Here is a 19,527-nt window from a genome sequence, read left to right on the forward strand (position 1 = left end):
GCCCCGCCGCGCGACGGCCGCGCCTAGTCGACCGCCGCTGCCGCCGCGCGGCCCGCCGTACGGCCGGAGAAGAGGCAGCCGCCGAGGAAGGTGCCCTCCAGCGCGCGGTAGCCGTGAACCCCGCCGCCGCCGAACCCGGCGGCCTCCCCCGCCGCGTACAGGCCGGGCAGCGGCGAGCCGTCGTCGGTGAGCACCCGTGCGGAGAGGTCGGTCTCCAGGCCGCCGAGGGTCTTGCGGGTGAGGATGTTGAGCCGCACGGCGATCAGCGGGCCGGCCTTGGGGTCGAGCATGGGGTGTGGCGCGGCGGTGCGGATCAGACGGTCGCCGAGGTAGCCGCGGGCCCCGTGCAGGGCGGTGACCTGGAGGTCCTTGGTGAACCTGTTGGTCAGTTCGCGGTCGCGGGCGGCGAGTTCGCGGCGCAGTTCGCCCTCGTCGATGTGGCCGGACCTGCGCCGTGGGTCGGCCTCGGTCAGCTCGTTCATCCGGCGCACCAGGTCGGTCAGGTTGTGCTCGACGACGAAGTCCTCGCCACGGTCCATGAACGCCCGCACCGGGCCCGGCACGCCGCCACCGACCCGGCCGAGCACCCCGCGCACGTCCTTGCCCGTCAGGTCGGGGTTCTGCTCGGAGCCCGAGAGCGTGAACTCCTTCGCGATGATCTTCTGGGTGAGCAGGAACCAGGTGTAGTCGTAGCCGGTGCGCATGATGTGTTCGAGGGTGCCCAGGGTGTCGAAGCCCGGGAAGAGCGGCACCGGCAGCCGCTTGCCGACCGCGTCCACCCACAGCGGGGACGGCCCGGACAGGATGCGGATGCCGTGCCGGGGCCAGATCGGGTCCCAGTTGGCGATGCCCTCGGTGTAGTGCCACATCCGGTCGCGGTTGATCAGTCGGGCGCCGGCCCGCTCGGCGACGCCCAGCATGGCCCCGTCCACGTACTCGGGCACCCCGGAGATCAGGTGCCCCGGCGGCATGCCGAGGCGGCGGGGCCAGTTGCGGCGCACCAGTTCGTGGTTGCCGCCGATGCCGCCCGAGGTGACGATGACCGCCTGGGCCCGCAGTTCGAAGGCGCCGGTGACCTCGCGACCGCTGGGCGTGCCGCGCTCGGCGTCGGAGGGCGCCAGCACCTCGCCGCTGACGGTGTCCAGGTCGCCGGCGGTGCTGATGAGTCCGGTGACCCGGTGCCGGAACCGGAGGCGGACCAGGCCGCGTTCCACGCCGGCGCGCACCCGCCGCTCGAAGGGCGCGAGCAGGCCGGGACCGGTGCCCCAGGTGATGTGGAAGCGGGGCACCGAGTTGCCGTGTCCGGTGGCGTCGTAGCCGCCGCGCTCGGCCCAGCCGACGACGGGGAAGAACCGCACGCCCCGCGCGCGCAACCAGGCCCGCTTCTCGCCGGCCGCGAAGTCCACGTACGCCTTGGCCCAGCGGCGCGGCCAGCGGTCCTCGGGGCGGTCGAAGCCGGCCGTGCCCTGCCAGTCCTGCCAGGCCAGCGCGTGGCTGTCGCGGATGCGCAGCCGGCGCTGCTCGGGCGAGTCGACCAGGAAGAGGCCGCCGAAGGACCAGTGCGCCTGCCCGCCGAGCGAGGCTTCGGGCTCCTGGTCGAGCAGGATGACCGTGCGCCCCGCGTCGACCAGTTCGGCGGTGGCGGCGAGCCCCGCGAGTCCCGCTCCGACCACGATGACATCAGCGTCGTACGCCATGGTTTCCGTCCTCGTCGGGGCCCGCCCCTGCGGCACCTGGCCCGGTGGCCTGCGCCGGGCTTGGCGCCCGTCGCCCGCCCGATCCTCGTTACCCATGGGTATGGCGTCAACCGTCCGGGCCGGGTCTTCGCGTGGTGGCGGTGCTGGTTGGATGGCCGCATGGCTGATGAGACGCCCCGGTCGGCGGATGAGGTACTGGACGTCGTGGACGAGCTCGACCGGGTGGTGGGCCAGGCGCCGCGCGGCGAGGTCTACGCCCGGGGGCTGCGGCACCGCTGCGTGTTCATCCTGGCCAGGGACGCCGCCGGCCGCGTCTTCGTACACCGGCGCACCGAGCGCAAGCTCGTCTTCCCGGGGCTGTACGACATGTTCGTGGGCGGCGTGGTGGGGGCCGGCGAGTCGTACGAGGAGGCCGCGCTGCGCGAGGCCGAGGAGGAGCTGGGCGTCAGCGGGCTGCCCGCGCCGACGCCGCTGTTCTCCTTCCGCTTCGAGCGCCCGGGCAAGTCCTGGTGGTGCCACGTCTACGAGGTGCGCTGCGACCTGCCGGTCGATCCGCAGGTGGAGGAGGTCGCCTGGCACGCCTTCCTCACCGAGGAGGAGTTGGCGGCCAGGCTGGACGAGTGGGAGTGGGTGCCGGACGGGGCGGAGGCGTACGAGCGGCTGTTGGCCTGGCGGGCCGCCCGGCCGGCGGACGCGCGCTGACGGGCCCGGGGGCCTGACGCCGAACGGGGCCGGGCGGGGGCTGGCGGCGTCGGGGCGGGGCCGGAGCGCGCGGGTGGGCGCGGCGGGGGCGGGCCGGTGACGTGTGGGTGACCGGTCGGCGAGGTGTCGGGGTCCGCCGTGTGCCCGGGCGGCCTCGGGACGCCGAGCGGAGTGGGCGGGGCTAGGCTCGGCAGCATGAACGTTCATGCTCTGCCGTCATGACCTCCCGCGATGCCCGCCCGCCGACCGGTGGGGCCCCCGCCGGACCCGGCCACGGCCGGGAGGGCGAACCGGCCGGCCGGCGCGGACGCTGGCGGACCGCGCGCGCGGAGGTCGGGCTGTGGTGGGCGCCGGCCCAGGTGCGGGCCGAGGGCCAGACGCCTGACTACCGGTTCTCGCTCGCCAACGAGCGCACGTTCCTCGCCTGGCTGCGTACGGCGCTCGCGCTGATCGGCGGCGGCTTCGCGGTGGACCAGTTCCTGCCGGACCAGGACCGGCCGCTGCGGACCGTGCTGGCGATCGCGCTGCTGGTGGGCGGGGCGCTGTGCGCGCTGCGCGCGGTCAACCACTGGCTGCGCTGCGAGCGGGCCATGCGGCGCGGCGAGGACCTGCCCATCTCGCGCTTCCCGACCGTCCTCGCGCTGGCGGTGGGCCTGATGTCGGTGGTGATGGTGCTGGTCGTGGCGCTGGGCGGGGCCGGCTAGTGGGTCGGCCGGCGCGCGATCCGGGGCTTCAGCCGGAGCGGACCCGGATGGCGTGGCGGCGGACGACGCTCGCGGGCGCCGTGGTGGGCGTGTTGGCCGGCCGGCAGGCGGTGATCGGGGGGCCACGGCCGCTGGCGGTGCTGGCGGTGGCGCTGGCCGGACTGGTGTGGCTGGCCCTGCTGGCCGTGGGACAACGCCGCATCCGGGCCCTGGCCGCGCCACGGCCGCCCGCCCTGTCCCCGCGGGCGGCCGTGGCAGCGGCCGGGTGCGCCGCGCTGCTGAGCGTGCTGGGCGTGGGCATGCTGCGGTAGCCACGGCGCGCGCCGGCGCACTCGGGGGGCGCGTGCCGGGGGCGAGGGGGTGCCCTTTCGGACGGGGTACTCGGCTGCCACGCTAAGCGCGCCAACTCGCCGGATTCCGGGAGGACCCGATGTCCCACAGCAGCGCCGCCACCACCTGGGCGGCGGCCACCGAGCCGTACTCCGTCCAACTGGCCGCGGGCGTCCACGCGTACGTCCAACCGGACGGCGGCTGGTGCCTGAACAACGCGGGGTACGTCAGCGACGGACGCAGCACGGTGCTGGTGGACACGGCGGCGACGGAGCGGCGGGCGCGGGTGCTGCGCGAGACGGTGCTCGCCAGCGGGGCGCCGCTGCCGCAGGTGCTGGTGAACACCCACCACCACGGCGACCACACCTACGGCAACTGGGTGTTCCTGCCCGAGGCCACCACCGTGGGACACGCCGCGTGCCGTACCGAGACGCTGGCAAGCGGGCGCCAGTTGCACGCGATCTGGCCCGAGGTGGACTTCGGCGCCGTCGAGATCGCCCCGCCGACCCTCACCTACACCGACTCGCTGACCCTGTACGTCGGCGAGATCGAGGTGCGGTTGCACCACCCGGGCGTCGCGCACACCAGGGGCGACACCATCGTGTGGCTGCCGGAGCAGCGCGTCGTCTACACCGGCGACCTGGTCTTCCACGGCGGCACCCCGTTCGTGCTGATGGGCTCGCTGGCCGGCTCCCTGGCGGCCGTGGCGCAGTTGCGGGCGCTGGGCGCGGAGACGGTCGTGCCGGGGCACGGGACGGTCACCGGGCCCGAGGTGTACGACACGGTGGAGCGCTACCTGCGGTACGTGGGCGAGCTGGCCGAGCACGGGCACAAGGAGGGCCGTACGCCGCTGGAGGTGGCGCGCGCGGCCGACCTCGGCGAGTTCGGCACGCTGCGCGAGAGCGAGCGGCTGGTGGCCAACCTGCACCGGGCCTACGCGGAGCTGGACGGGCTGCCGCCGGGCGCCCCGCTGGACGTGGCGACGATCTTCGCCGAGATGGCGGTGCTCAACGGCGGTCGCCCGGTGGCCTGCCACGCCTGAGCCGGGCCGATCGAGGGAATCGCTGGACTCCATACCGACTGGTCGGCATCATGAGCGGGGTCCGCTGGTCCCCGCGTCCACGGACCGCCGCGGACCCCGCCCCCGACCCACCGGAGGAAGACCCGATGAGCGCAGGCAGCCCACCCCCGGGGCCATCGCCCGCCGACGACCCCGGGGCCGCCGCTCCCCCGGGGCTCGACCTGGCGCGGGTGCGGGCCTTCGTGGAGCGCGCGCGGCCCGGCCTGGTGGACGGGCCGCTGCGGGCCCAGCTCATCGAGGGCGGCCGGTCCAACCTCACCTACGCCGTCACCGACGGGGCCGCCCGGTGGGTCCTGCGCCGCCCGCCGCTGGGCCACGTGCTGGCCACCGCGCACGACATGGGGCGCGAGTACCGGGTCATCAGCGCCCTGCACCCGACGCGCGTGCCGGTGCCCGAGCCGCTGGCGCTGTGCGAGGACGAGTCGGTGACCGGCTCGCCGTTCTACGTCATGGAGCACGTCGACGGCGTCCCGTACCGCAGCGCCGAACAGCTCGCCGGGCTGGGCCCGCGGGCCACCCGGGAGCTGCTGTTCGACCTGGTGGACACGTTGGTGGAGCTGCACGCGGTGGACCCGGCCGAGGTGGGGTTGGCCGACTTCGGCCGGCCCGACGGCTACCTGGAGCGCCAGCTCCGGCGCTGGAGCAAGCAGTTGGCGCACTCCACCAGCCGGGAGCTGGCCGGCGTCGAGGAGTTGCTGGACGGGCTGACCAGGGCGCTGCCCACCTCGCCGGCGCCGACCGTCCTGCACGGCGACTACCGCCTGGACAACGTGCTGGTCGGCGCGGATCGCGCCATCGCCGCCGTCCTGGACTGGGAGATGTCCACGCTCGGCGACCCGCTGAGCGACCTGGGCCTGCTCGCGATGTACACGGAGCTGCCCGAGGTGCCCAACTCCCCGCTCAGCAGCGTGCGCGGCGCCCCGGGGCACCCGTCGGGCGCCGAGCTGGTCGAGCGGTACGCGGCGCGCTCGGGCCGCGACGTGGGCCGCGTCGCGTGGTACGTCGCGTTCGCGTTCTTCAAGCTCGCCGTGATCGCGGAGGGCATCCACTACCGCTACACGCTCGGGCAGACCGTGGGTGCCGGGTTCGACCGGGTCGGCGCGCTGGTCCCGCTGCTCGTCGACCGCGGCCTGACCACCCTTGAGGAGGGCTGAGAGCGCCATGGACTTCGCCTACGACGCGCGCACCGAGGAGTTGCGCGGCGCGCTGCTGGCCTTCATGGACGAGCACGTCTACCCGGCCGAGGTCATCGCGCGCGAGCAGCGCGCCGCGCAGGACGACCCGTGGGCGCCGCCGCCGGTGGTGGCCGAGCTGCGGCGGGAGGCGCGCGAGCGCGGGCTGTGGAACCTGTTCCTGCCCGGCAGGGAGCACGGGGCGGGGCTGACCAACGCGCAGTACGCGCCGCTCGCGGAGATCACCGGCCGCAGCCCGCAACTGGCCCCCACCGCGCTGAACTGCGCCGCGCCCGACACCGGGAACATGGAGCTGCTCGCCGAGTTCGGCAGCCCCGAGCAGCGGGCGCGCTGGCTTGAGCCGCTGCTCGCGGGCGAGATCCGGTCCGCGTTCGCGATGACCGAACCGGACGTGGCCTCCTCGGACGCCACCAACATCGAGACTCGGATCGAGCGCGACGGCGACGCGTACGTCATCACCGGCCGCAAGTGGTACATCTCCGGCGCGCTGCACCCGGACTGCCAGGTGTTCATCGTGATGGGCAAGACCGACCCGGACGGGGCCGACCCCCGGCGCCAGCAGTCGATGGTGCTGGTGCCGCGCGACACCCCGGGCGTCGAGATCCGCCGGGCCATGCGGGTCTACGGGTACGCCGACCACTACCACGGCGGCCACGCCGAGGTCGTCTTCGACCGGGTGCGGGTGCCGGCGGACCACCTGATCGGCGAGGAGGGTGGCGGCTTCGCCATCGCCCAGGCCCGGCTGGGCCCCGGGCGCGTCCACCACTGCATGCGGCTGATCGGCATGGCCGAGCGCGCCATCGAGCTGATGTGCCGCCGCGCCCTGTCCCGTACGGCCTTCGGCAAGCCGCTGGCCGCGCAGGGTCAGGTGCAGGCGTGGATCGCGGACGCGCGGGTGAGCGTGGAGCAGTTGCGGCTGCTGGTGCTCAAGACCGCCTGGCTGATGGACACGGTCGGCAACCGGGGCGCGCACACCGAGATCCAGGCCATCAAGATCGCCACGCCGCGCGCGGTGGCCGACATCATCGACCAGGCGGTGCAGTTGCACGGTGGCGGCGGCGTGGGCCAGGACTTCCCGCTGGCCGAGCTGTGGGCCGCGGCGCGCACCCTGCGGCTGGCCGACGGCCCCGACGAGGTGCACCAGCGCTCGCTGGCCCGCCGCGAGTTGAAGCGGTACGCCACCGAGAGCCCTGCCGGGGGCTGAGCCGCCCCTCCCCCGGCGGCCCGCGCGCCCGGGCCGCCGGGTCCTGGCCGCACCGCCGCAGGACGTTCGCCGCTGGACGTTCGGGCCGGTTACGGACGCAGGGCGCGCAGCAGCAGGTCGGCCAGGTGGTCGGCGACCTGCTGCGGGGTGAGCGGGCCGTCGGGCCGGTACCAGGTGCCCAGGTGGTGCACGGAGCCGAAGTGGTAGTCCACCACCAGGTCGGCGGGGGTGGCGTCGCTGAAGACGCCGGCGCGCTGGCCCTCCTCGATCAGCGCCCGGAACCGCTCGTGGTAGCGGCGCCGCTCGGCCCGCACCTGCTTGTGCTTCTCGGGGCTGAGCTGGTGCATGGAACGGAAGAAGATCTTCGTGTCGTCGAGGTTCTCGATGGTGGTGACCACGACGTCGGCGGCGGCGTCCCGCAGGCGCCGCTGCACGGGCGCGTCCGCGTCCGCGAGCGCGTCGAGCCGCTCCTGTTGCAGCCGCAGCACCCGCCCGTACACCTCGTGCAGCAGGTCATCCTTGGAACCGAAGTAGTGGTAGAGCGCGCCCTTGGTGACGCCGGCGGCCTCCACGATCTCCTGCACCGAGGTGCGGTCGTAACCCTGCTCGGCGAAGAGCCTGGTGGCGGCCTCCAGCAGTCGCCGCGGCACCGGCACCGCTCTCGCCTCGTCGCCCGTCGCCCTGGCCATCGCCGCCACCTGCCCCTCGTTCCGTACCACCGCGGCCCGGCCGCATGTCGTGCGCTGCCCGAGCCGCGCCCGGCGGCTCACCCCGCGGCGCGCAGCTCCCGCCGGAGGATCTTCCCACTCGTCGTCTTCGGCAGCTCCGGCAGTATCTCCACTACGCGGGGGTATTTGTACGCGGCCAGCCGGTCCGCGCAGTAGGCCACGAGGTCGCCGGGCGCCGTGTCGTGCCCGGCGCGCAGGCTCACGTACGCCTTGACCGACTCGCCGCGGTAGGCGTCGGGCACGCCGACCACGGCCGCCTCCCGCACGGCGGGGTGGGTGTACAGGACGTCCTCCACCTCGCGCGGCCAGACCTTGAAGCCGGAGGCGTTGATCATGTCCTTCTTGCGGTCCACGACGTACAGCCAACCCTGCCGGTCCATGAACCCGACGTCGCCGGTGCGCAGTTCGCCGCCGGGCAGCGCGGCCTCGCTCTCGCGCGGGCGGCGCCAGTAGCCGGGCACGACCATCGGGCCGCGCACGGCGATCTCCCCCAGCTCGCCGAACGGCACCTCGGCGCCGGCCTCGTCCAGGACGCGCACCACCGTGTCGGGCCCGGGGACGCCGACGGCCAGGGTGCCCGAGACCGGGTCGACGGGGGCCCGCCGGCCGGGCGGGACGCTGGCGCAGGGGGCGCTGCACTCGGTGAGGCCGTAGCCGTTGTGCAGGTAGGGGCCGAGGCGTTCCTGGAAGGTGGCCACCAGGGCGGGCGGCAGTGGCGCGCCGCCCGAGGAGATCACCGCGAAGGAGGCGAAGTGCTCGCGGGTGGCCTCCGGGTGGGCCAGCAGGGCCATGAAGGCGGTGGCGGGCCCGACGGTGTAGGCGGGGCGGTGCTCGGCGAACGCGTCCAGCACCACGCCCGGGTGGAACCGGTAGGCGAGCGCGAGCGTGCCGCCTGCGGCGAGGCAGGCGGACAGCTCGCAGACCAGGCCGGTGATGTGGAACAGCGGGGCCAGCGCGAAGTAGGTGGAGCCGGCCGGCAGCTCGTGTCCGACGCGCTGCCGCTCCGCGTTGTAGACCAGGTTGCCGTGGGTGTTCGTGGCGCCCTTGGGGGCACCGCTGGTGCCGGAGGTGTAGCAGATCAGCGCCGGGTCGCCGGGGACGGGCTCGGGCGCGGTGGGCGGGGCGGACGCGGCCGGCGGGCCGCTGGCCGCGGCCAGCAGGTCGGTGGCGTCCACGGGCGGGGCCGGCCGGTCGGCGGGCAGTACCCGCGCGTCGTCGCGGCGTTGGAACTGCGACTCGCGGGCCGTCAGCACGACGCGTACGGACGAGCCGGCGACCGTCTCGCGCAGGTGGCCCTCCCACGCCAGGTCCGCGCAGACCAGCGCGCTCACCTCGGCGTCGGCCAGGATGTGCGCGCACTCGGCCGCCTTGTACATCGGGTTGACGGGCACGGCGATGCCGCCGGCCTTCCAGGTGGCGAGCAGGGCCAGCACGAAGTGCGGCGAGTTCTGCAACACGATGGCCAGCCGCTGGCCGGGCCGGAAACCTCGGGCGGCCAGGTGCGCGGCGAGCGCGTCCGAGAGCCGGTCCACCTCCCGGTAGCTCAGCCGCCCGTCGAAGTAGGCCAGCGCGGTGCGGTCGGGTGTGGCGCGGGCGGAGTCCCGGAAGGCGTGCAGCACGCTGGGGCGCGGGCTGGCCGGGCGGCGCTGGGCCGCGTTGAGCTGGGACAGCCAGGGCTGGTCCTGGTAGGTGGTCATCGGCCACTCCTGGTCGGTCGGCCGCGCCTGGCGGGCGCGGGGATCGGTGGCGGACTCCCGGGCGTGCCGCTGGCGGCCGGTGCCCGGTGGCGGGGTCCGCCGCGGGTCACCGCCCGGCCGCGTCGGGAAGCTGTTCGACCTTGCGCTGGAGGTGGTTGATGTTCTCCAGCCAGCGGTCGGGTTCGGTGGCGCGGGCGGCGTAGTAGTCGGCCACCTCGGGGTGCGGCAGGATCAGGAAGCGTTCCTCGGCGATGCCCTGGAAGAGGGCGTCGGCGACCGCCTCGGGCTCGATGGCGGTGGGCGCGAGCACCAGTTCCCCGGTGGCTCCGGTGCCGGCCAGCATGTCCGTGCGGACGCCCTGCGGGCAGATCGCGTGCACCCGGACGCCCCGGTGCCGGTAGGTGGCGGAGAGCCATTCGGCGAAGGCGTACGCGGCGTGCTTGGAGACGCTGTACGGGGCGGAGCCGACCATGGTGAGCAGGCCGGCGGCGGAGACGGTGGACACGAACCGGCCGTGGCCGCGCTCCAGCCAGCCGGGGACCAGTTCGCGGGCCGCGCGGACGTGGGCCATCACGTTGACGTCCCAGGCCGCCGCCCACAGCGCCTCGTCCGCCTCGGGGCCGCCGACCGGGGCGACGCCGGCGTTGGCGCAGAAGACGTCGACGGCGCCGCCGAGCGCGTCCCGCGCGGCGGGGAGCGCCACGGAAGCGTCGCCCGGCACGGCGGTGCCGTCGATCTCGGCGGCCACGGCCCGCGCCTTGTCGGCGTCGATGTCGTTGACCACGACCCGAGCGCCGCGGGCGGCGAAGCCCCTGGCGAGCGCGGCCCCGATGCCGCCGCCCGCCCCGGTCACGACCACTCCCGCGCCCCGCATGGACTCCACGATGTGCCTCTCCCCTGCTCCCGGCCGCCGGCGACGTGCGCGCGAGCCCCGCCGACGGGCCGCTCACCGAGTCGGCCGGCCGCCGCGTACGCCGCGCGCTCAGCGCAGACTAACCGGTCGGTATGGCGTACGAAAGGGCGCGGCGGACGCTGGTCGACGGGGTGTCTGGCCGGCTCTGGGCCTACCGGGAGGCGCGCTCGCGGCGGGTCAGCGCCCCGCGCTCACGCGCCGTTCGTGTTCGGCGGCGAGGCAGCGCCACAGCACGTTCAGCGGGTGGCCCGGGGCCAGCGCGGCCCGCTCCCCGCGCCGGGTGAACGCGCCGGAGAGCACCCGGAGTTCGGGCCCCGCGTCGTCGACCAGCGGCAGGGGGCGCAGGCCGGCCGCCTCCGGCAGGCGCCCGTCGGCCGCCGCCTCCGCGATGCCCCGCGTGACCAGCACACAGCCCTCGACCAGGCCGGAGCGCGGCAGTTCGAAGCCGTAGCCGATGGTGTCGATCTCGGCGGCGACGGTGAGCACCTGCCGGAAGCCCGCGCCGAACCAGCCGCGCAGGAAGCCGCCGATCAGCCCCGTGGTGGGCACCACCAGCGGCAGGTCCGGCAGCTCGGCGACGCGGGCCCGGGGCCCGGGGAGCCGGCCTGCCGGGAGGTTGGTCAGCAGCGCGTCGTGCCCAACAGCGCCGCCGGATACGGCGGTCGCTCCTCTCTCATCTCCACGGCCGCGGCATAACCGCGGCCGTGCGCCACTCGGCGACGAACTGATCGATGGAACACCTGGAATGTTCCGCAGATTTGTTCCGTGAATTGTGGCTAACCCCGCGAGGTTCGTGGAAGGCTTTTGCGCTGTCGCACTCCCCATCTCCCTGCTCTGCTTTCCTTTTCTCTGGAGCAGGGTCCCAACCGGTTATTCGATAACGCGAGGAGAGATACGTAAGTGAGTCATTCCCAGGTCGCCCCGACCCTCGGCGACCACCGACAGCCCCCCGCGGACACCCGGCGCCCGGCGCTGCTGCTCGCCCTGCTCCTGAGTTCCGCGCTGGCGGCCCTGAGCGGGTTGTTCGGCTCCATCCTGGTCTTCGCCGGCGGCAAGGACATGGCGGAGACCAACGTCAAGGACGTGATCGACGAGCAGCCGGACGTGCTCGGCCTCCCCTCCGGGTTCACCGCGGCCGACTTCAGGAGCCTGACCGGGCCCATGTGGGAGGAGCTGATCAGCGACCGGCAGGACACGCTGGTCGCCCGCGCCGGAATGGTCGCGTTCTTCGCCGGCTGCGCGCTGATAGCCACCCTGCTGGCCCGTAAGGCAGCCACCTGGTCCCGGGTTCTCATCACCGTCGCGGCAATTGCCTCGATCATTGTGCACCTGCTTATCCTCGGCGATTACGAGCCCGATTCCGTCGCCATGCTGAGTCGCATCGCCGTTTTCGCGAGCGTCGCCGCGGTGGTGCTGTGCTGGCTGCCTCCGGTAAAGCGGTACGGCCGCGCGATGAAGGCCCGCGGCTGAAGCGGCCGAGCGGGGCGGCGGCCCCGTTCGGCCGGACGGCGGGGCGAGGCGTCCGCACGGGGAACCGAGCCCACCGCGCGCGGGGACGCGCGGTCACGGGACGGCGGACCAGCCTCGCCCGGTGACGCCGTGGCAGACACCCACCTGACGACGGAGTGGAGCCGGAACCGGCGCGGGCGTCACCCATGCGGTGGCGCCCGCGCCGCCGCGCGTGCCCACCGCCCGACGGGCCCAACTCCGGCCCGGAGCCCCGCCCCGACGCCCGCTTCCGGTCGGCGCGCCTGACCGGTGCGGTTTGCCCTGGATGCGCGCGGGTAGCCGCCGACGAGGTGGCCGTGACGGCCGCGTACGGACGCCGGCCCCCGGAGTCGCGGCCGTACGGGCGAGCGGCACGGCCCACGGCGATCGGGCGTCGCACGGGCGCGGCGGAGCCGTCCGCCCCGCCGCGGACGACGCCGCGCCACGGCGCTCGCGCCGCGCCCTCGCGGGGGCACGGTGCGGGCCCGGAGGCGAACGCGCTGGAAGACCGAGCGAAATGATGGAGCCAAATCGCGGCGGGCCACGTCCATTGAGCATCGGGTCTGGTTCGCATGTCGGAGGTGGGATGCTTTGGCCGGTTTCAGAGCACTGGCACGAGAGGTTCGCGATCCACGGAACAGCGTCGCGCTACGGCGCACCTCGCTCCGCAAATGCCTGGAGCGCTTCGCCCCGTACGGGCACCGCGCCACCTGGCACCACCTGTGCGTCCGCACCGGGATGCGGCCCGGAGACCGCGATCCCGACCCGGCGCGCCTAGTGGCGGCGCTGACGGAGCTTGAGGAGGCGCGGGAGGTGTGGCTCGCCTACGAGGCGGAGTTCGCCGCCCGGCGCAGGCGCGAGAAGCACGACGGGGTACGCCAACCGGGCGCCGTCGACGACTGGCACCGACTCACCTGGGGCGGCTGCGAGGTCGTCCGGTGCGCCGACCCCGAGACGCACCCGGCCGCGCCGCTGCCGCAGGTGCTGCGGCAGGTCATCGCGGCCATGGAGGCGCCGGAGGGGTCGGCCAGCGGCTGTCCTGTGTGCGGGCAGGACCGCGTGACCTGGCACGGGCTCGCGGGCCGCGCCTGGGAGCCCGGGCCGGTCTGCGCGAGCTGCGGCATCGTGGTGCCGCGCCCCGTGCCCGCGCCCAGGGCCCCCGCGATGGCGGGCGCGCGCTGAGCCAGGCGTGGCGCGTGGCGCGCCGCTCGGGGTGGGGCCTGGCGGCGCGCCGCTCGTGGCGCGCCGGGCGGATCGGGGCGACCGCGCCGGCCGGCTGCCGCCCGGTGGCGCACGCCCGCGCGCCCCGGGGCACGTTGACAGCCCCGCCCCGGGCCAGCATGCTGAGCAACCGCTTAGTCAACGGAGTACGGGCGCGGGCGCTCCCCGTGCCGGTACGTGCGCCGCCAGCACGGCACGGCACCACGGGAGGCACCGCCATGACCCCACCCCGGATCTTCACCTCGCTCGACGAACTGCGGTCCGCGGTCGGCACCGAGTTCGGGCCGAGCGACTGGCTGGAGGTCGACCAGCGGCGGATCGACCTGTTCGCCGAGGCGACCGGGGACCACCAGTGGATTCACGTGGACCCGGAGCGGGCCGCGGCCGGGCCGTTCGGCACGACCATCGCGCACGGCTACCTGACGCTGTCGCTGGTGCCCGCGTTCATGCCCCGGCTCTGGCGCGTCGAGGGCGTCCGCATGGGGGTGAACTACGGCGTGAACAAGGTGCGCTTCCCGGCCCCGGTGCCGGTCGGCTCGCGGCTGCGCGCGACGGCGAGGATCACGGAGGTCGCCGAGGTCAAGGATGGCGTCCAACTCACCACGGTCATCACGATCGAGCGCGAGGGCGGCGGCGAACGCCCGGTGTGCGTCGCGGAGTCGGTCAGCCGCTTCTTCCACTAGCCGCCCGGCGGCGCCCGCCAAGCCCGTGGGCCACGCACCCGCCGCGCGCCGCGGGTTACGCGCCCGCCGCGCCCACCATGCGCAGGGCCAGGGCCGCGTACGAGTCGCCCACCTCGTCCGGGGTGCGGCGGCCCTCCGTGCTGAACCAGCGGGCCACGTCGATGCAGAGCGACAGGACGGCCAGGGTCGTGCCCGGCACGTCGGTGACGTCGAAGTCGCCGGAGCGCACGCCGTCCTCGATGATGCCGCGCACCGCGGCGTCGGTGGCCCGGCGCATGCCGACGATCTCGGCCCGGTGCTCGGGGCCCAGCGCGTCCAGTTCGTACTGCACCACGCGCGCCGTGGTGTGGTGCTCGGCGTGCCAGCGGACGAAGGAACGGACGGCGTCGGCCAGCCGCTCGGCCGGGCTGCCGTCGGCGAGCGCCGGGCGCTCCAGGATGTCGAGCGCGAGCCGGTGGCCGACCAGGCTGATCTGGTAGAGCAGTTCTTCCTTGGTCTTGTAGTGGATGTAGAGCGCGGCCGGGCTCATGCCCGCGCGGCTGGCGATGTCGCGGGTGGTCGTGGCGTGGTAGCCGCGCTCGGCGAACGCCTGCACCGCGGCGATGACCAGCCGCCGGGCGGCGTCCGGGGCGATGTCGGCCCACTCTTCCTCGGACTGCTGCGCCTGCGCGCTCATGGAAGGCCCCGCTCTGCCAGCCCGCCACGGACCCTCCGCGACGGGAGGCTCACCCTACCGCGCGGGTGAGCGGGCGCTTAGTCCCGCGTTCCGCGCCGCCCGTCGGCTGCGCTCCCATGGCCGATCAGAACGCGGCGACCCCGGTCAGCTCGCGACCGATCAGGAGCTTCTGGATCTGGCTGGTGCCCTCGTACAGGGTCATCACGCGCGCGTCCCGCAGCAGCTTGCCCACCGGGTACGCGTCCACGTAGCCGTAGCCGCCGAAGACCTGGAGGGCGTTGTTGGCGCACCGTACGGCCGCCTCGCTGGCGTAGAGCTTGGCCACCGACGACTGGGTCGCGAACGGCAGCCCGCGCTCGATGTGGTCGGCCACCTGCCAGGTCAGCAGGCGGGCGGCGGCCACGTCGACGGCGATGTCCGCGAGCAGCTCCTGTACGAGTTGGTGGTGGGCGATGGTCTTGCCGCCGAACTGCTCGCGCTCGCCCGCGTAGGCCACCGCCGCGTCCAGGCACGCCTGGGCGATGCCCACGCAGCCGGCCGCGACCGACATCCGGCCCTTGGCCAGCGCCGACATGGCGACCTTGAAGCCCTGCCCCTCCTCGCCGACCAGCGCCGACGCGGGCACCCGCACCCCGTCGAAGGTCAGCTCCGCGGTGGCCTGGCCACGCAGCCCGAGCTTGCCGTGGATCTCGCTGCGTCCGAGCCCCGGCGTGTCCGTGGGCACCAGGAAGGCGCTGATGCCCCGGTGTCCGGGCTCGGGCCCGGTGCGGGCGAAGAGCAACACCACGTCGGCCCAGGTGCCGTTGGTGATGAACGTCTTGGTGCCGTCGATGACGTATCCCGCGCCGTCGCGTACCGCGCGGGTGGTCAGCGAGGCGGCGTCCGATCCGGTGCCGGGCTCGGTGAGCCCGAAGCAGCCCACGGCCTCGCCCGCGCACAGCGGCGGCAGCCACTCCCGCTTCTGTGCCTCGCTCCCCCAGGCGGCGACGGACTTGGCGCACAGGCCGAGCGAGACCGACAGGATGCCGCGCACCGCCGAGTCGCCGCGCCCGAGTTCCTCGGTGACCAGCGCGTACGAGAGGTGGTCACCGTCGGAGCCGCCGTAGCGGGCGGGGATGGTGAGGCCGAGGAAGCCGAGCGCGCCCAGCTTGGGCACGATGGCGCGGTCGACCCGCTCGGCGCGGTCCCACGCGGCGGCGTGCGGCGCGACCTCCCGGTCGACGAAGTCCTTGGCCAGTCGGCGCACCGCGTTCTGCTCGTCCGTGAGCTCCAGGTCCATGTCGCCGCCCCAGGGTGTGCGCGTAGTTAGCAGCGCTAGTTTTTGTGTGGCGGGCTCTACTATGTGGCGCATGGCCCGCCCCCGCAAGCCCCTGCTGAGCCGCGAGAGAATCGTCACGGCCGCCCTCGCCCTCGTGGACGCCGAGGGGTTGCAGGCCGTCTCGACCCGCCGGCTCGCCGCCGAACTCGGGGTCAGCGGGCCGTCGTTGTACAACCACTTCCCGACCAAGGACGAGATCCTGGACGCGGTCGCGGACACCGTGGTCGCCGAGGTCGACCTCTCGATGTTCGACGCGGGGCGCGACGGCCCCGAGCACTGGCGCCCGGCACTGCTCGCCTGGGCTCGCTCCTACCGGGCGGCGCTCACCGCCCACCCGCACATCGTGCCGCTGCTGGCCCAGGGGCCAGGGCGGCGGCCGACGGGGCTGCGGATGGCGGACGCGGTGTTCGGCGCCATGGTGCGCGCGGGGTGGCCGCCCGCCCACGCGACGCGGGTGGGGGCGCTGATGCGCTACTTCGTCGCCGGGTCCGCGCTCGGCTCCTTCGCCCGCGGTTTCGTGGACGATCCAGGGGCGTACGACCCGGCGGCCTATCCGCACCTGGGCCAGGCGCACCTGCTGGCCGAGCGGCAACAGCAGGTGGACGAGGGCGCGTTCGAGACGGGCCTGACGGCCCTGCTGGACGGGCTTGAGCTCCAGTTCCAGCGGCTGATCTGAGCCGGGCTAGGGTCCCGAGACCGACGCGGGTCGGGGCGCGCGGCTCCCCGACCCGCCCGGCGCCCGGGCGCCACCGCCCGCCGACGCGCTACTTGCGGCAGGTCACGTCCGATCCGGGCAGCCTGCCCGTCCGCAGGTAGGCGTTGACCTGGTCGTCCACGCAGGCGTTGCCGTACTCGCCGAACACCCCGTGGTGGTTCGCGCCCTCCAGGGTCAGCAGCCGGGAGCTGGGCAGCATGCCGCGCAGGGCCTTGCTGCCCTGGTAGGAGGTGCGGGGGTCGCCGGTGGCGGCCACGATGAGCGCCGGGGCGTCCCGCTCCACCCGGACCGGGGCCTCGCGCGGCAGGTCGGGCCAGAACGTGCAGGGGTTGACGTTGTTGGCCATCGGCCCCATCAGCGGATAACGGTCCCGGCTGCGCTGGACGTCGCGCCAGTACACCTCGGGGTCGCGCGGCGCCGTCCCGTCGCCGCACAGGATGGCGACCTGCGCGCTGCCGTACCCCGACTGCTTGCCGGTCAGGGCGAAGTCCAGCATCTCCACCAACTCCGGCGTCGGCTCGACGCGCTCGCCGCGCGCCGCGCGGGCGAGCACCGAGAGCTGGCCGGCGAGCGCGTGCCGGGCCGGGTCGCGGTCGTCGGCGGCGCCGGCGAAGGCGATCATCGGCACCGTCGCGTCGTCCACCCGGTACGCGTCCGGGCCCGAGCCGACCACCAGCGGGCGCACCGCCGCGGCCCGCGCGGTGCGCTCGACGGTGCGCAGCACCCGCGGCCCGCTCGTGCCGAGGCCGTAGGTCGCGTGGCGCCGCGCGGTCCACTCGGCCCAGGCGCGCAATGCCTGGTCTCCGATCTCCTCCCGGCCCTTGAGCAGCCGGGGCCGGTACTCACGCGGGTCGATGGCCCCGTCGAGCACCACCCGGTCGTAGCGGCCCGGAAACATCTGGGTGTAGGCGGTGCCCAGGTAGGTGCCGTACGAGTAGCCCAGGTAGGAGATCTTCCGCTCGCCCAGCACGCCCCGTACGACGTCCATGTCGCGGGCGGTGTTGCGGGTGGTGACGTGCGGCAGGACGGCACCGTGTCGGGTGGAACAGCGCCTGGCCAGGTCCTTCTGGTGGGCGACCTGCCGGTCGAAGCTGGCCCGGGTCATGCCGGCCGAGACCAGGCCGGTGCCGACGGGCCAGCCGCAGTCCAGCGGGGTGCTGCGGCCGACGAACCGGGGGTCCAGGCCGATCAGGTCGTAGCGGGCCGCGTTGTCCCGCATCGCGGTCCGCGCCGCCAGCGGGCTGGTGAGGGAGGGGCCGCCGGGGCCGCCGTCGTTGAAGACGATCGGGCCGACGCGGTGGGCGGTGTCGGTGGCCCTGATCCGGGAGAGGGCGACGGTGATGGTGCGGCCGGTGGGGCGCGCGTAGTCCAGCGGAACCGTGATGTCGGCGCACTGGGCGCCGGCCTTCTCCAGTTGCCTCCCCTCCTCGTCCCCCGGGCCGAGCACGCAACTCCGCCACTGCGGACGCTGGTCGTAGAAGCGGGAGAGTTCGCTCGTCGCGGCGGGCGGGCCGTCGTGGGCCGCGGCCGGTATGACGGCCGTGGGCAGGAGGGTCAGGCAGGCGGCGAGCGCCGTGCCCGCCGCCGCCGGCCTTGTCATCGCATGCATGACAGCACGCTAGGCCGCGCGCCCCGGACCACTCACTGGTGCTGTCCCCCGCCTTGGGAAGGGGGACAGCACCAGCGTGCGGGGCGCGCCCGTCGGGCTGACCACCGTCGTACGGACCGGCCGTCGGCCCGGCGGGTAGGAAAGCCCAGAAACCCAGATTGCCCAGAAGGCTCAGAGAGCCCAGAAGGCTCAGAAGACGATGAGCGCCCGGCCACCGCGGCCCGCGAGCATGGCGTCGAAGGCGGCGGGGATGCCTTCGAGCCCGATCCGGTCGGTGATCAGGGCCGACAGGTCGAGCCTTCCCGCGCGCACGTGCTCCGCGATCGCCGGCAGGTCGCGGACCGGGTCGCTGTTGCCGTAGACGCAGCCGGAGAGGGTGCGGCCGAAGTAGAAGAGTTCCAGCGCGGAGAACGTCACCTGCTGGTCCTTGCCGCCAATGCCGACGACGGTGGTCCGGCCGCCGCGACGGGTGCTCGTCCAGGCGGCGCGGATGGTGTCCGCGCGGCCCACGCACTCGATGGCCACGTCGGCGCCGTGCCCCTCGGTGAGGGCGCGCACCCGCTTGGCCGTGTCCTCGCCCGCTATCAGGAAGTCGGTCGCGCCGGCGGCTCTGGCGAGTTCCTCCTTCTCGGGCGAGATGTCGACGGCGATCAGTGGTCCCGCGCCGGCGATCCGCGCGCACTGGAGCACCGCGAGGCCCACCCCGCCGACGCCGAAGACCACGACCGACTCGCCCTCGACGATCTTGGCCGCGTGAAAGACGGCCCCGTACCCGGTGAGCACCGCGCAGCCGAGCAGCGCGGCGTCCATCAGCGGCACGCCGTCCGGCAGCGGCAACACCGCGTGCGCGGGCACCACGGTCTCCTCGGCGAACGCCGCGGTGCCAAGGCCCGGGTACAGGGCGGTGGAGTCGGCCGCGAGGGTGGCGTACGGGGCGTCGGCGGCGGCGCCCGCGTGGACACACAGCCACGGTTCGTCCAGCGCGCAGAAGTGGCAGTTCCCGCACGAGGGTGCCCAGTTCAGGACGACGCGGTCGCCGGTGGCCACCGATGTCACCCCTTCGCCCACGGCGCTGACGACGCCGGCCCCCTCGTGCCCGAGCACGGCCGGCGCCGGCTGCCGCAGCGTGCCGTTGGACAGCGACAGGTCGGAGTGACACACGCCGGCGGCGGTGAGCTTGACCCGGACCTGTCCGGGGCCCGGCTTCGGGAGGTCGATCTCGGTGATCTCCAGCGGAGCGTTGACTGCGGTGAGTACAGCGGCGCGAACCACGGTTTCTCCTAGGGGCACAGGCACGGTGTGGGGGTGGGGCGTTGGCCCGCCCCCGTCACCAGCGGGCCGATGGACCCGGCGCCGACGGGGTGGGCGGACGGACGGGGTGCTCCGGCGTACGCGGGTGCGCACGCCGGTTCGAGCAACACGACGGTGCGGATCGTACGGCGACGGAGCGGCCGAGCACAGCGTGCGCCCGGCCGTACCGGACGGTCCGGTTCGGTTATGTCCGATGCGCTGCGGTGCGGGCGCGCCCGCGGTGGGCGGGCGGCCGGCCCGGGGGGCGGGTGGGCGGT

At 74.7% G+C, this 19,527-nt stretch carries 19 protein-coding genes; 10 read left to right on the forward strand and 9 right to left on the reverse strand.

The window, feature by feature from the left end:
- Positions 1 to 23 precede the first annotated feature (23 nt).
- Positions 24 to 1,697 carry an FAD-binding dehydrogenase gene (locus OYE22_RS04945; RefSeq protein WP_277319260.1) on the reverse strand — a complete coding sequence of 558 codons (1,674 nt, stop codon included), beginning with the start codon at positions 1,695 to 1,697 and terminating at the stop codon, positions 24 to 26.
- Positions 1,698 to 1,856: 159 nt separating this feature from the next.
- Here OYE22_RS04945 and OYE22_RS04950 point away from each other — a divergent pair, with 159 nt between their 5' ends.
- From OYE22_RS04950 to OYE22_RS04975, 6 genes are all read left to right on the forward strand, one after another.
- Positions 1,857 to 2,399, forward strand: a complete 543-nt coding sequence (locus OYE22_RS04950) for an NUDIX domain-containing protein (RefSeq protein ID WP_277319261.1) — start codon at positions 1,857 to 1,859, stop codon at positions 2,397 to 2,399.
- Positions 2,400 to 2,617: 218 nt separating this feature from the next.
- Positions 2,618 to 3,103 carry a DUF202 domain-containing protein gene (locus tag OYE22_RS04955; RefSeq protein WP_277319262.1) on the forward strand — a complete coding sequence of 162 codons (486 nt, stop codon included), beginning with the start codon at positions 2,618 to 2,620 and terminating at the stop codon, positions 3,101 to 3,103.
- On the forward strand, positions 3,103 to 3,414 hold the full coding sequence (locus OYE22_RS04960; RefSeq protein ID WP_277319263.1) for a DUF202 domain-containing protein: 312 nt from the start codon (positions 3,103 to 3,105) through the stop codon (positions 3,412 to 3,414). The genes OYE22_RS04955 and OYE22_RS04960 overlap by 1 nt, the downstream gene beginning before the upstream one ends.
- A gap of 119 nt (positions 3,415 to 3,533) precedes the next feature.
- Positions 3,534 to 4,475, forward strand: coding sequence for an MBL fold metallo-hydrolase (locus OYE22_RS04965; RefSeq protein WP_277319264.1), 942 nt, complete (start codon positions 3,534 to 3,536; stop codon positions 4,473 to 4,475).
- A 125-nt stretch (positions 4,476 to 4,600) separates the two neighbouring features.
- Positions 4,601 to 5,668 carry a phosphotransferase family protein gene (locus tag OYE22_RS04970; RefSeq protein WP_277319265.1) on the forward strand — a complete coding sequence of 356 codons (1,068 nt, stop codon included), beginning with the start codon at positions 4,601 to 4,603 and terminating at the stop codon, positions 5,666 to 5,668.
- Positions 5,669 to 5,675: 7 nt separating this feature from the next.
- Positions 5,676 to 6,911 carry an acyl-CoA dehydrogenase family protein gene (locus OYE22_RS04975; protein ID WP_277319266.1) on the forward strand — a complete coding sequence of 412 codons (1,236 nt, stop codon included), beginning with the start codon at positions 5,676 to 5,678 and terminating at the stop codon, positions 6,909 to 6,911.
- A gap of 89 nt (positions 6,912 to 7,000) precedes the next feature.
- On the opposite strand, the gene OYE22_RS04980 is transcribed toward OYE22_RS04975, so the two are convergent.
- The 4 genes from OYE22_RS04980 to OYE22_RS04995 form a co-directional block, all read right to left on the reverse strand.
- The gene (locus tag OYE22_RS04980) at positions 7,001 to 7,600 is read right to left on the reverse strand and encodes a TetR/AcrR family transcriptional regulator (protein WP_277319267.1); all 600 of its coding nucleotides are present in this window, start codon (positions 7,598 to 7,600) and stop codon (positions 7,001 to 7,003) included.
- A 77-nt stretch (positions 7,601 to 7,677) separates the two neighbouring features.
- Complete coding sequence (locus OYE22_RS04985) at positions 7,678 to 9,336, reverse strand: AMP-binding protein (RefSeq protein ID WP_277319268.1); 1,659 nt, start codon at positions 9,334 to 9,336, stop codon at positions 7,678 to 7,680.
- A 106-nt stretch (positions 9,337 to 9,442) separates the two neighbouring features.
- Entirely contained in the window at positions 9,443 to 10,210 is a 768-nt protein-coding gene (locus OYE22_RS04990) for an SDR family oxidoreductase (RefSeq protein ID WP_277319269.1), read from the reverse strand.
- A gap of 216 nt (positions 10,211 to 10,426) precedes the next feature.
- Positions 10,427 to 10,801 carry a hypothetical protein gene (locus tag OYE22_RS04995; RefSeq protein ID WP_277319270.1) on the reverse strand — a complete coding sequence of 125 codons (375 nt, stop codon included), beginning with the start codon at positions 10,799 to 10,801 and terminating at the stop codon, positions 10,427 to 10,429.
- A 348-nt stretch (positions 10,802 to 11,149) separates the two neighbouring features.
- Between OYE22_RS04995 and OYE22_RS05000 the strand changes: the two genes are divergently transcribed.
- From OYE22_RS05000 to OYE22_RS05010, 3 genes are all read left to right on the forward strand, one after another.
- The gene (locus OYE22_RS05000; protein WP_277319271.1) at positions 11,150 to 11,719 is read left to right on the forward strand and encodes a hypothetical protein; all 570 of its coding nucleotides are present in this window, start codon (positions 11,150 to 11,152) and stop codon (positions 11,717 to 11,719) included.
- Positions 11,720 to 12,328: 609 nt separating this feature from the next.
- A complete protein-coding gene (locus OYE22_RS05005; protein ID WP_277319272.1) occupies positions 12,329 to 12,919 on the forward strand; it encodes a hypothetical protein in 591 nt (196 codons plus the stop codon).
- Between the two features lie 257 nt (positions 12,920 to 13,176).
- The gene (locus OYE22_RS05010) at positions 13,177 to 13,641 is read left to right on the forward strand and encodes a MaoC family dehydratase (RefSeq protein ID WP_277319273.1); all 465 of its coding nucleotides are present in this window, start codon (positions 13,177 to 13,179) and stop codon (positions 13,639 to 13,641) included.
- Positions 13,642 to 13,696: 55 nt separating this feature from the next.
- Here the strand turns inward: OYE22_RS05010 and OYE22_RS05015 are convergent, their stop codons facing one another.
- Both OYE22_RS05015 and OYE22_RS05020 read right to left on the reverse strand, forming a co-directional pair.
- Positions 13,697 to 14,317 (reverse strand): TetR/AcrR family transcriptional regulator, encoded by a 621-nt coding sequence (locus tag OYE22_RS05015; protein ID WP_277319274.1) that lies wholly within the window; start codon positions 14,315 to 14,317, stop codon positions 13,697 to 13,699.
- 124 nt (positions 14,318 to 14,441) lie between these two features.
- Complete coding sequence (locus OYE22_RS05020) at positions 14,442 to 15,596, reverse strand: acyl-CoA dehydrogenase family protein (protein WP_277319275.1); 1,155 nt, start codon at positions 15,594 to 15,596, stop codon at positions 14,442 to 14,444.
- A 70-nt stretch (positions 15,597 to 15,666) separates the two neighbouring features.
- Between OYE22_RS05020 and OYE22_RS05025 the strand changes: the two genes are divergently transcribed.
- Positions 15,667 to 16,311: a TetR/AcrR family transcriptional regulator gene (locus OYE22_RS05025; RefSeq protein WP_277319276.1), complete on the forward strand. Its 645-nt coding sequence runs from the start codon at positions 15,667 to 15,669 to the stop codon at positions 16,309 to 16,311.
- 88 nt (positions 16,312 to 16,399) lie between these two features.
- Here the strand turns inward: OYE22_RS05025 and OYE22_RS05030 are convergent, their stop codons facing one another.
- Both OYE22_RS05030 and OYE22_RS05035 read right to left on the reverse strand, forming a co-directional pair.
- Positions 16,400 to 17,959 carry an alpha/beta hydrolase gene (locus OYE22_RS05030; protein ID WP_277319277.1) on the reverse strand — a complete coding sequence of 520 codons (1,560 nt, stop codon included), beginning with the start codon at positions 17,957 to 17,959 and terminating at the stop codon, positions 16,400 to 16,402.
- Positions 17,960 to 18,148: 189 nt separating this feature from the next.
- On the reverse strand, positions 18,149 to 19,231 hold the full coding sequence (locus OYE22_RS05035; RefSeq protein WP_277319278.1) for a Zn-dependent alcohol dehydrogenase: 1,083 nt from the start codon (positions 19,229 to 19,231) through the stop codon (positions 18,149 to 18,151).
- Between the last annotated feature and the right edge of the window lie 296 nt (positions 19,232 to 19,527).

The organism is Streptomyces sp. 71268 (assembly GCF_029392895.1).
In the GTDB taxonomy this organism is placed as follows: domain Bacteria; phylum Actinomycetota; class Actinomycetes; order Streptomycetales; family Streptomycetaceae; genus Streptomyces.

What these genes read in the sequence shown, in the direction of transcription:
- OYE22_RS04945 (WP_277319260.1), bottom strand. Translation starts at nt 1,697, where the DNA reads ATGGCGTACGACGCTGATGTCATCGTGGTCGGAGCGGGACTCGCGGGG.
- OYE22_RS04950 (WP_277319261.1), top strand. Translation starts at nt 1,857, where the DNA reads ATGGCTGATGAGACGCCCCGGTCGGCGGATGAGGTACTGGACGTCGTG.
- OYE22_RS04955 (WP_277319262.1), top strand. Translation starts at nt 2,618, where the DNA reads ATGACCTCCCGCGATGCCCGCCCGCCGACCGGTGGGGCCCCCGCCGGA.
- OYE22_RS04965 (WP_277319264.1), top strand. Translation starts at nt 3,534, where the DNA reads ATGTCCCACAGCAGCGCCGCCACCACCTGGGCGGCGGCCACCGAGCCG.
- OYE22_RS04970 (WP_277319265.1), top strand. Translation starts at nt 4,601, where the DNA reads ATGAGCGCAGGCAGCCCACCCCCGGGGCCATCGCCCGCCGACGACCCC.
- OYE22_RS04975 (WP_277319266.1), top strand. Translation starts at nt 5,676, where the DNA reads ATGGACTTCGCCTACGACGCGCGCACCGAGGAGTTGCGCGGCGCGCTG.
- OYE22_RS04980 (WP_277319267.1), bottom strand. Translation starts at nt 7,600, where the DNA reads ATGGCCAGGGCGACGGGCGACGAGGCGAGAGCGGTGCCGGTGCCGCGG.
- OYE22_RS04985 (WP_277319268.1), bottom strand. Translation starts at nt 9,336, where the DNA reads ATGACCACCTACCAGGACCAGCCCTGGCTGTCCCAGCTCAACGCGGCC.
- OYE22_RS04990 (WP_277319269.1), bottom strand. Translation starts at nt 10,210, where the DNA reads ATGCGGGGCGCGGGAGTGGTCGTGACCGGGGCGGGCGGCGGCATCGGG.
- OYE22_RS05010 (WP_277319273.1), top strand. Translation starts at nt 13,177, where the DNA reads ATGACCCCACCCCGGATCTTCACCTCGCTCGACGAACTGCGGTCCGCG.
- OYE22_RS05015 (WP_277319274.1), bottom strand. Translation starts at nt 14,317, where the DNA reads ATGAGCGCGCAGGCGCAGCAGTCCGAGGAAGAGTGGGCCGACATCGCC.
- OYE22_RS05020 (WP_277319275.1), bottom strand. Translation starts at nt 15,596, where the DNA reads ATGGACCTGGAGCTCACGGACGAGCAGAACGCGGTGCGCCGACTGGCC.
- OYE22_RS05025 (WP_277319276.1), top strand. Translation starts at nt 15,667, where the DNA reads ATGGCCCGCCCCCGCAAGCCCCTGCTGAGCCGCGAGAGAATCGTCACG.
- OYE22_RS05030 (WP_277319277.1), bottom strand. Translation starts at nt 17,959, where the DNA reads ATGCATGCGATGACAAGGCCGGCGGCGGCGGGCACGGCGCTCGCCGCC.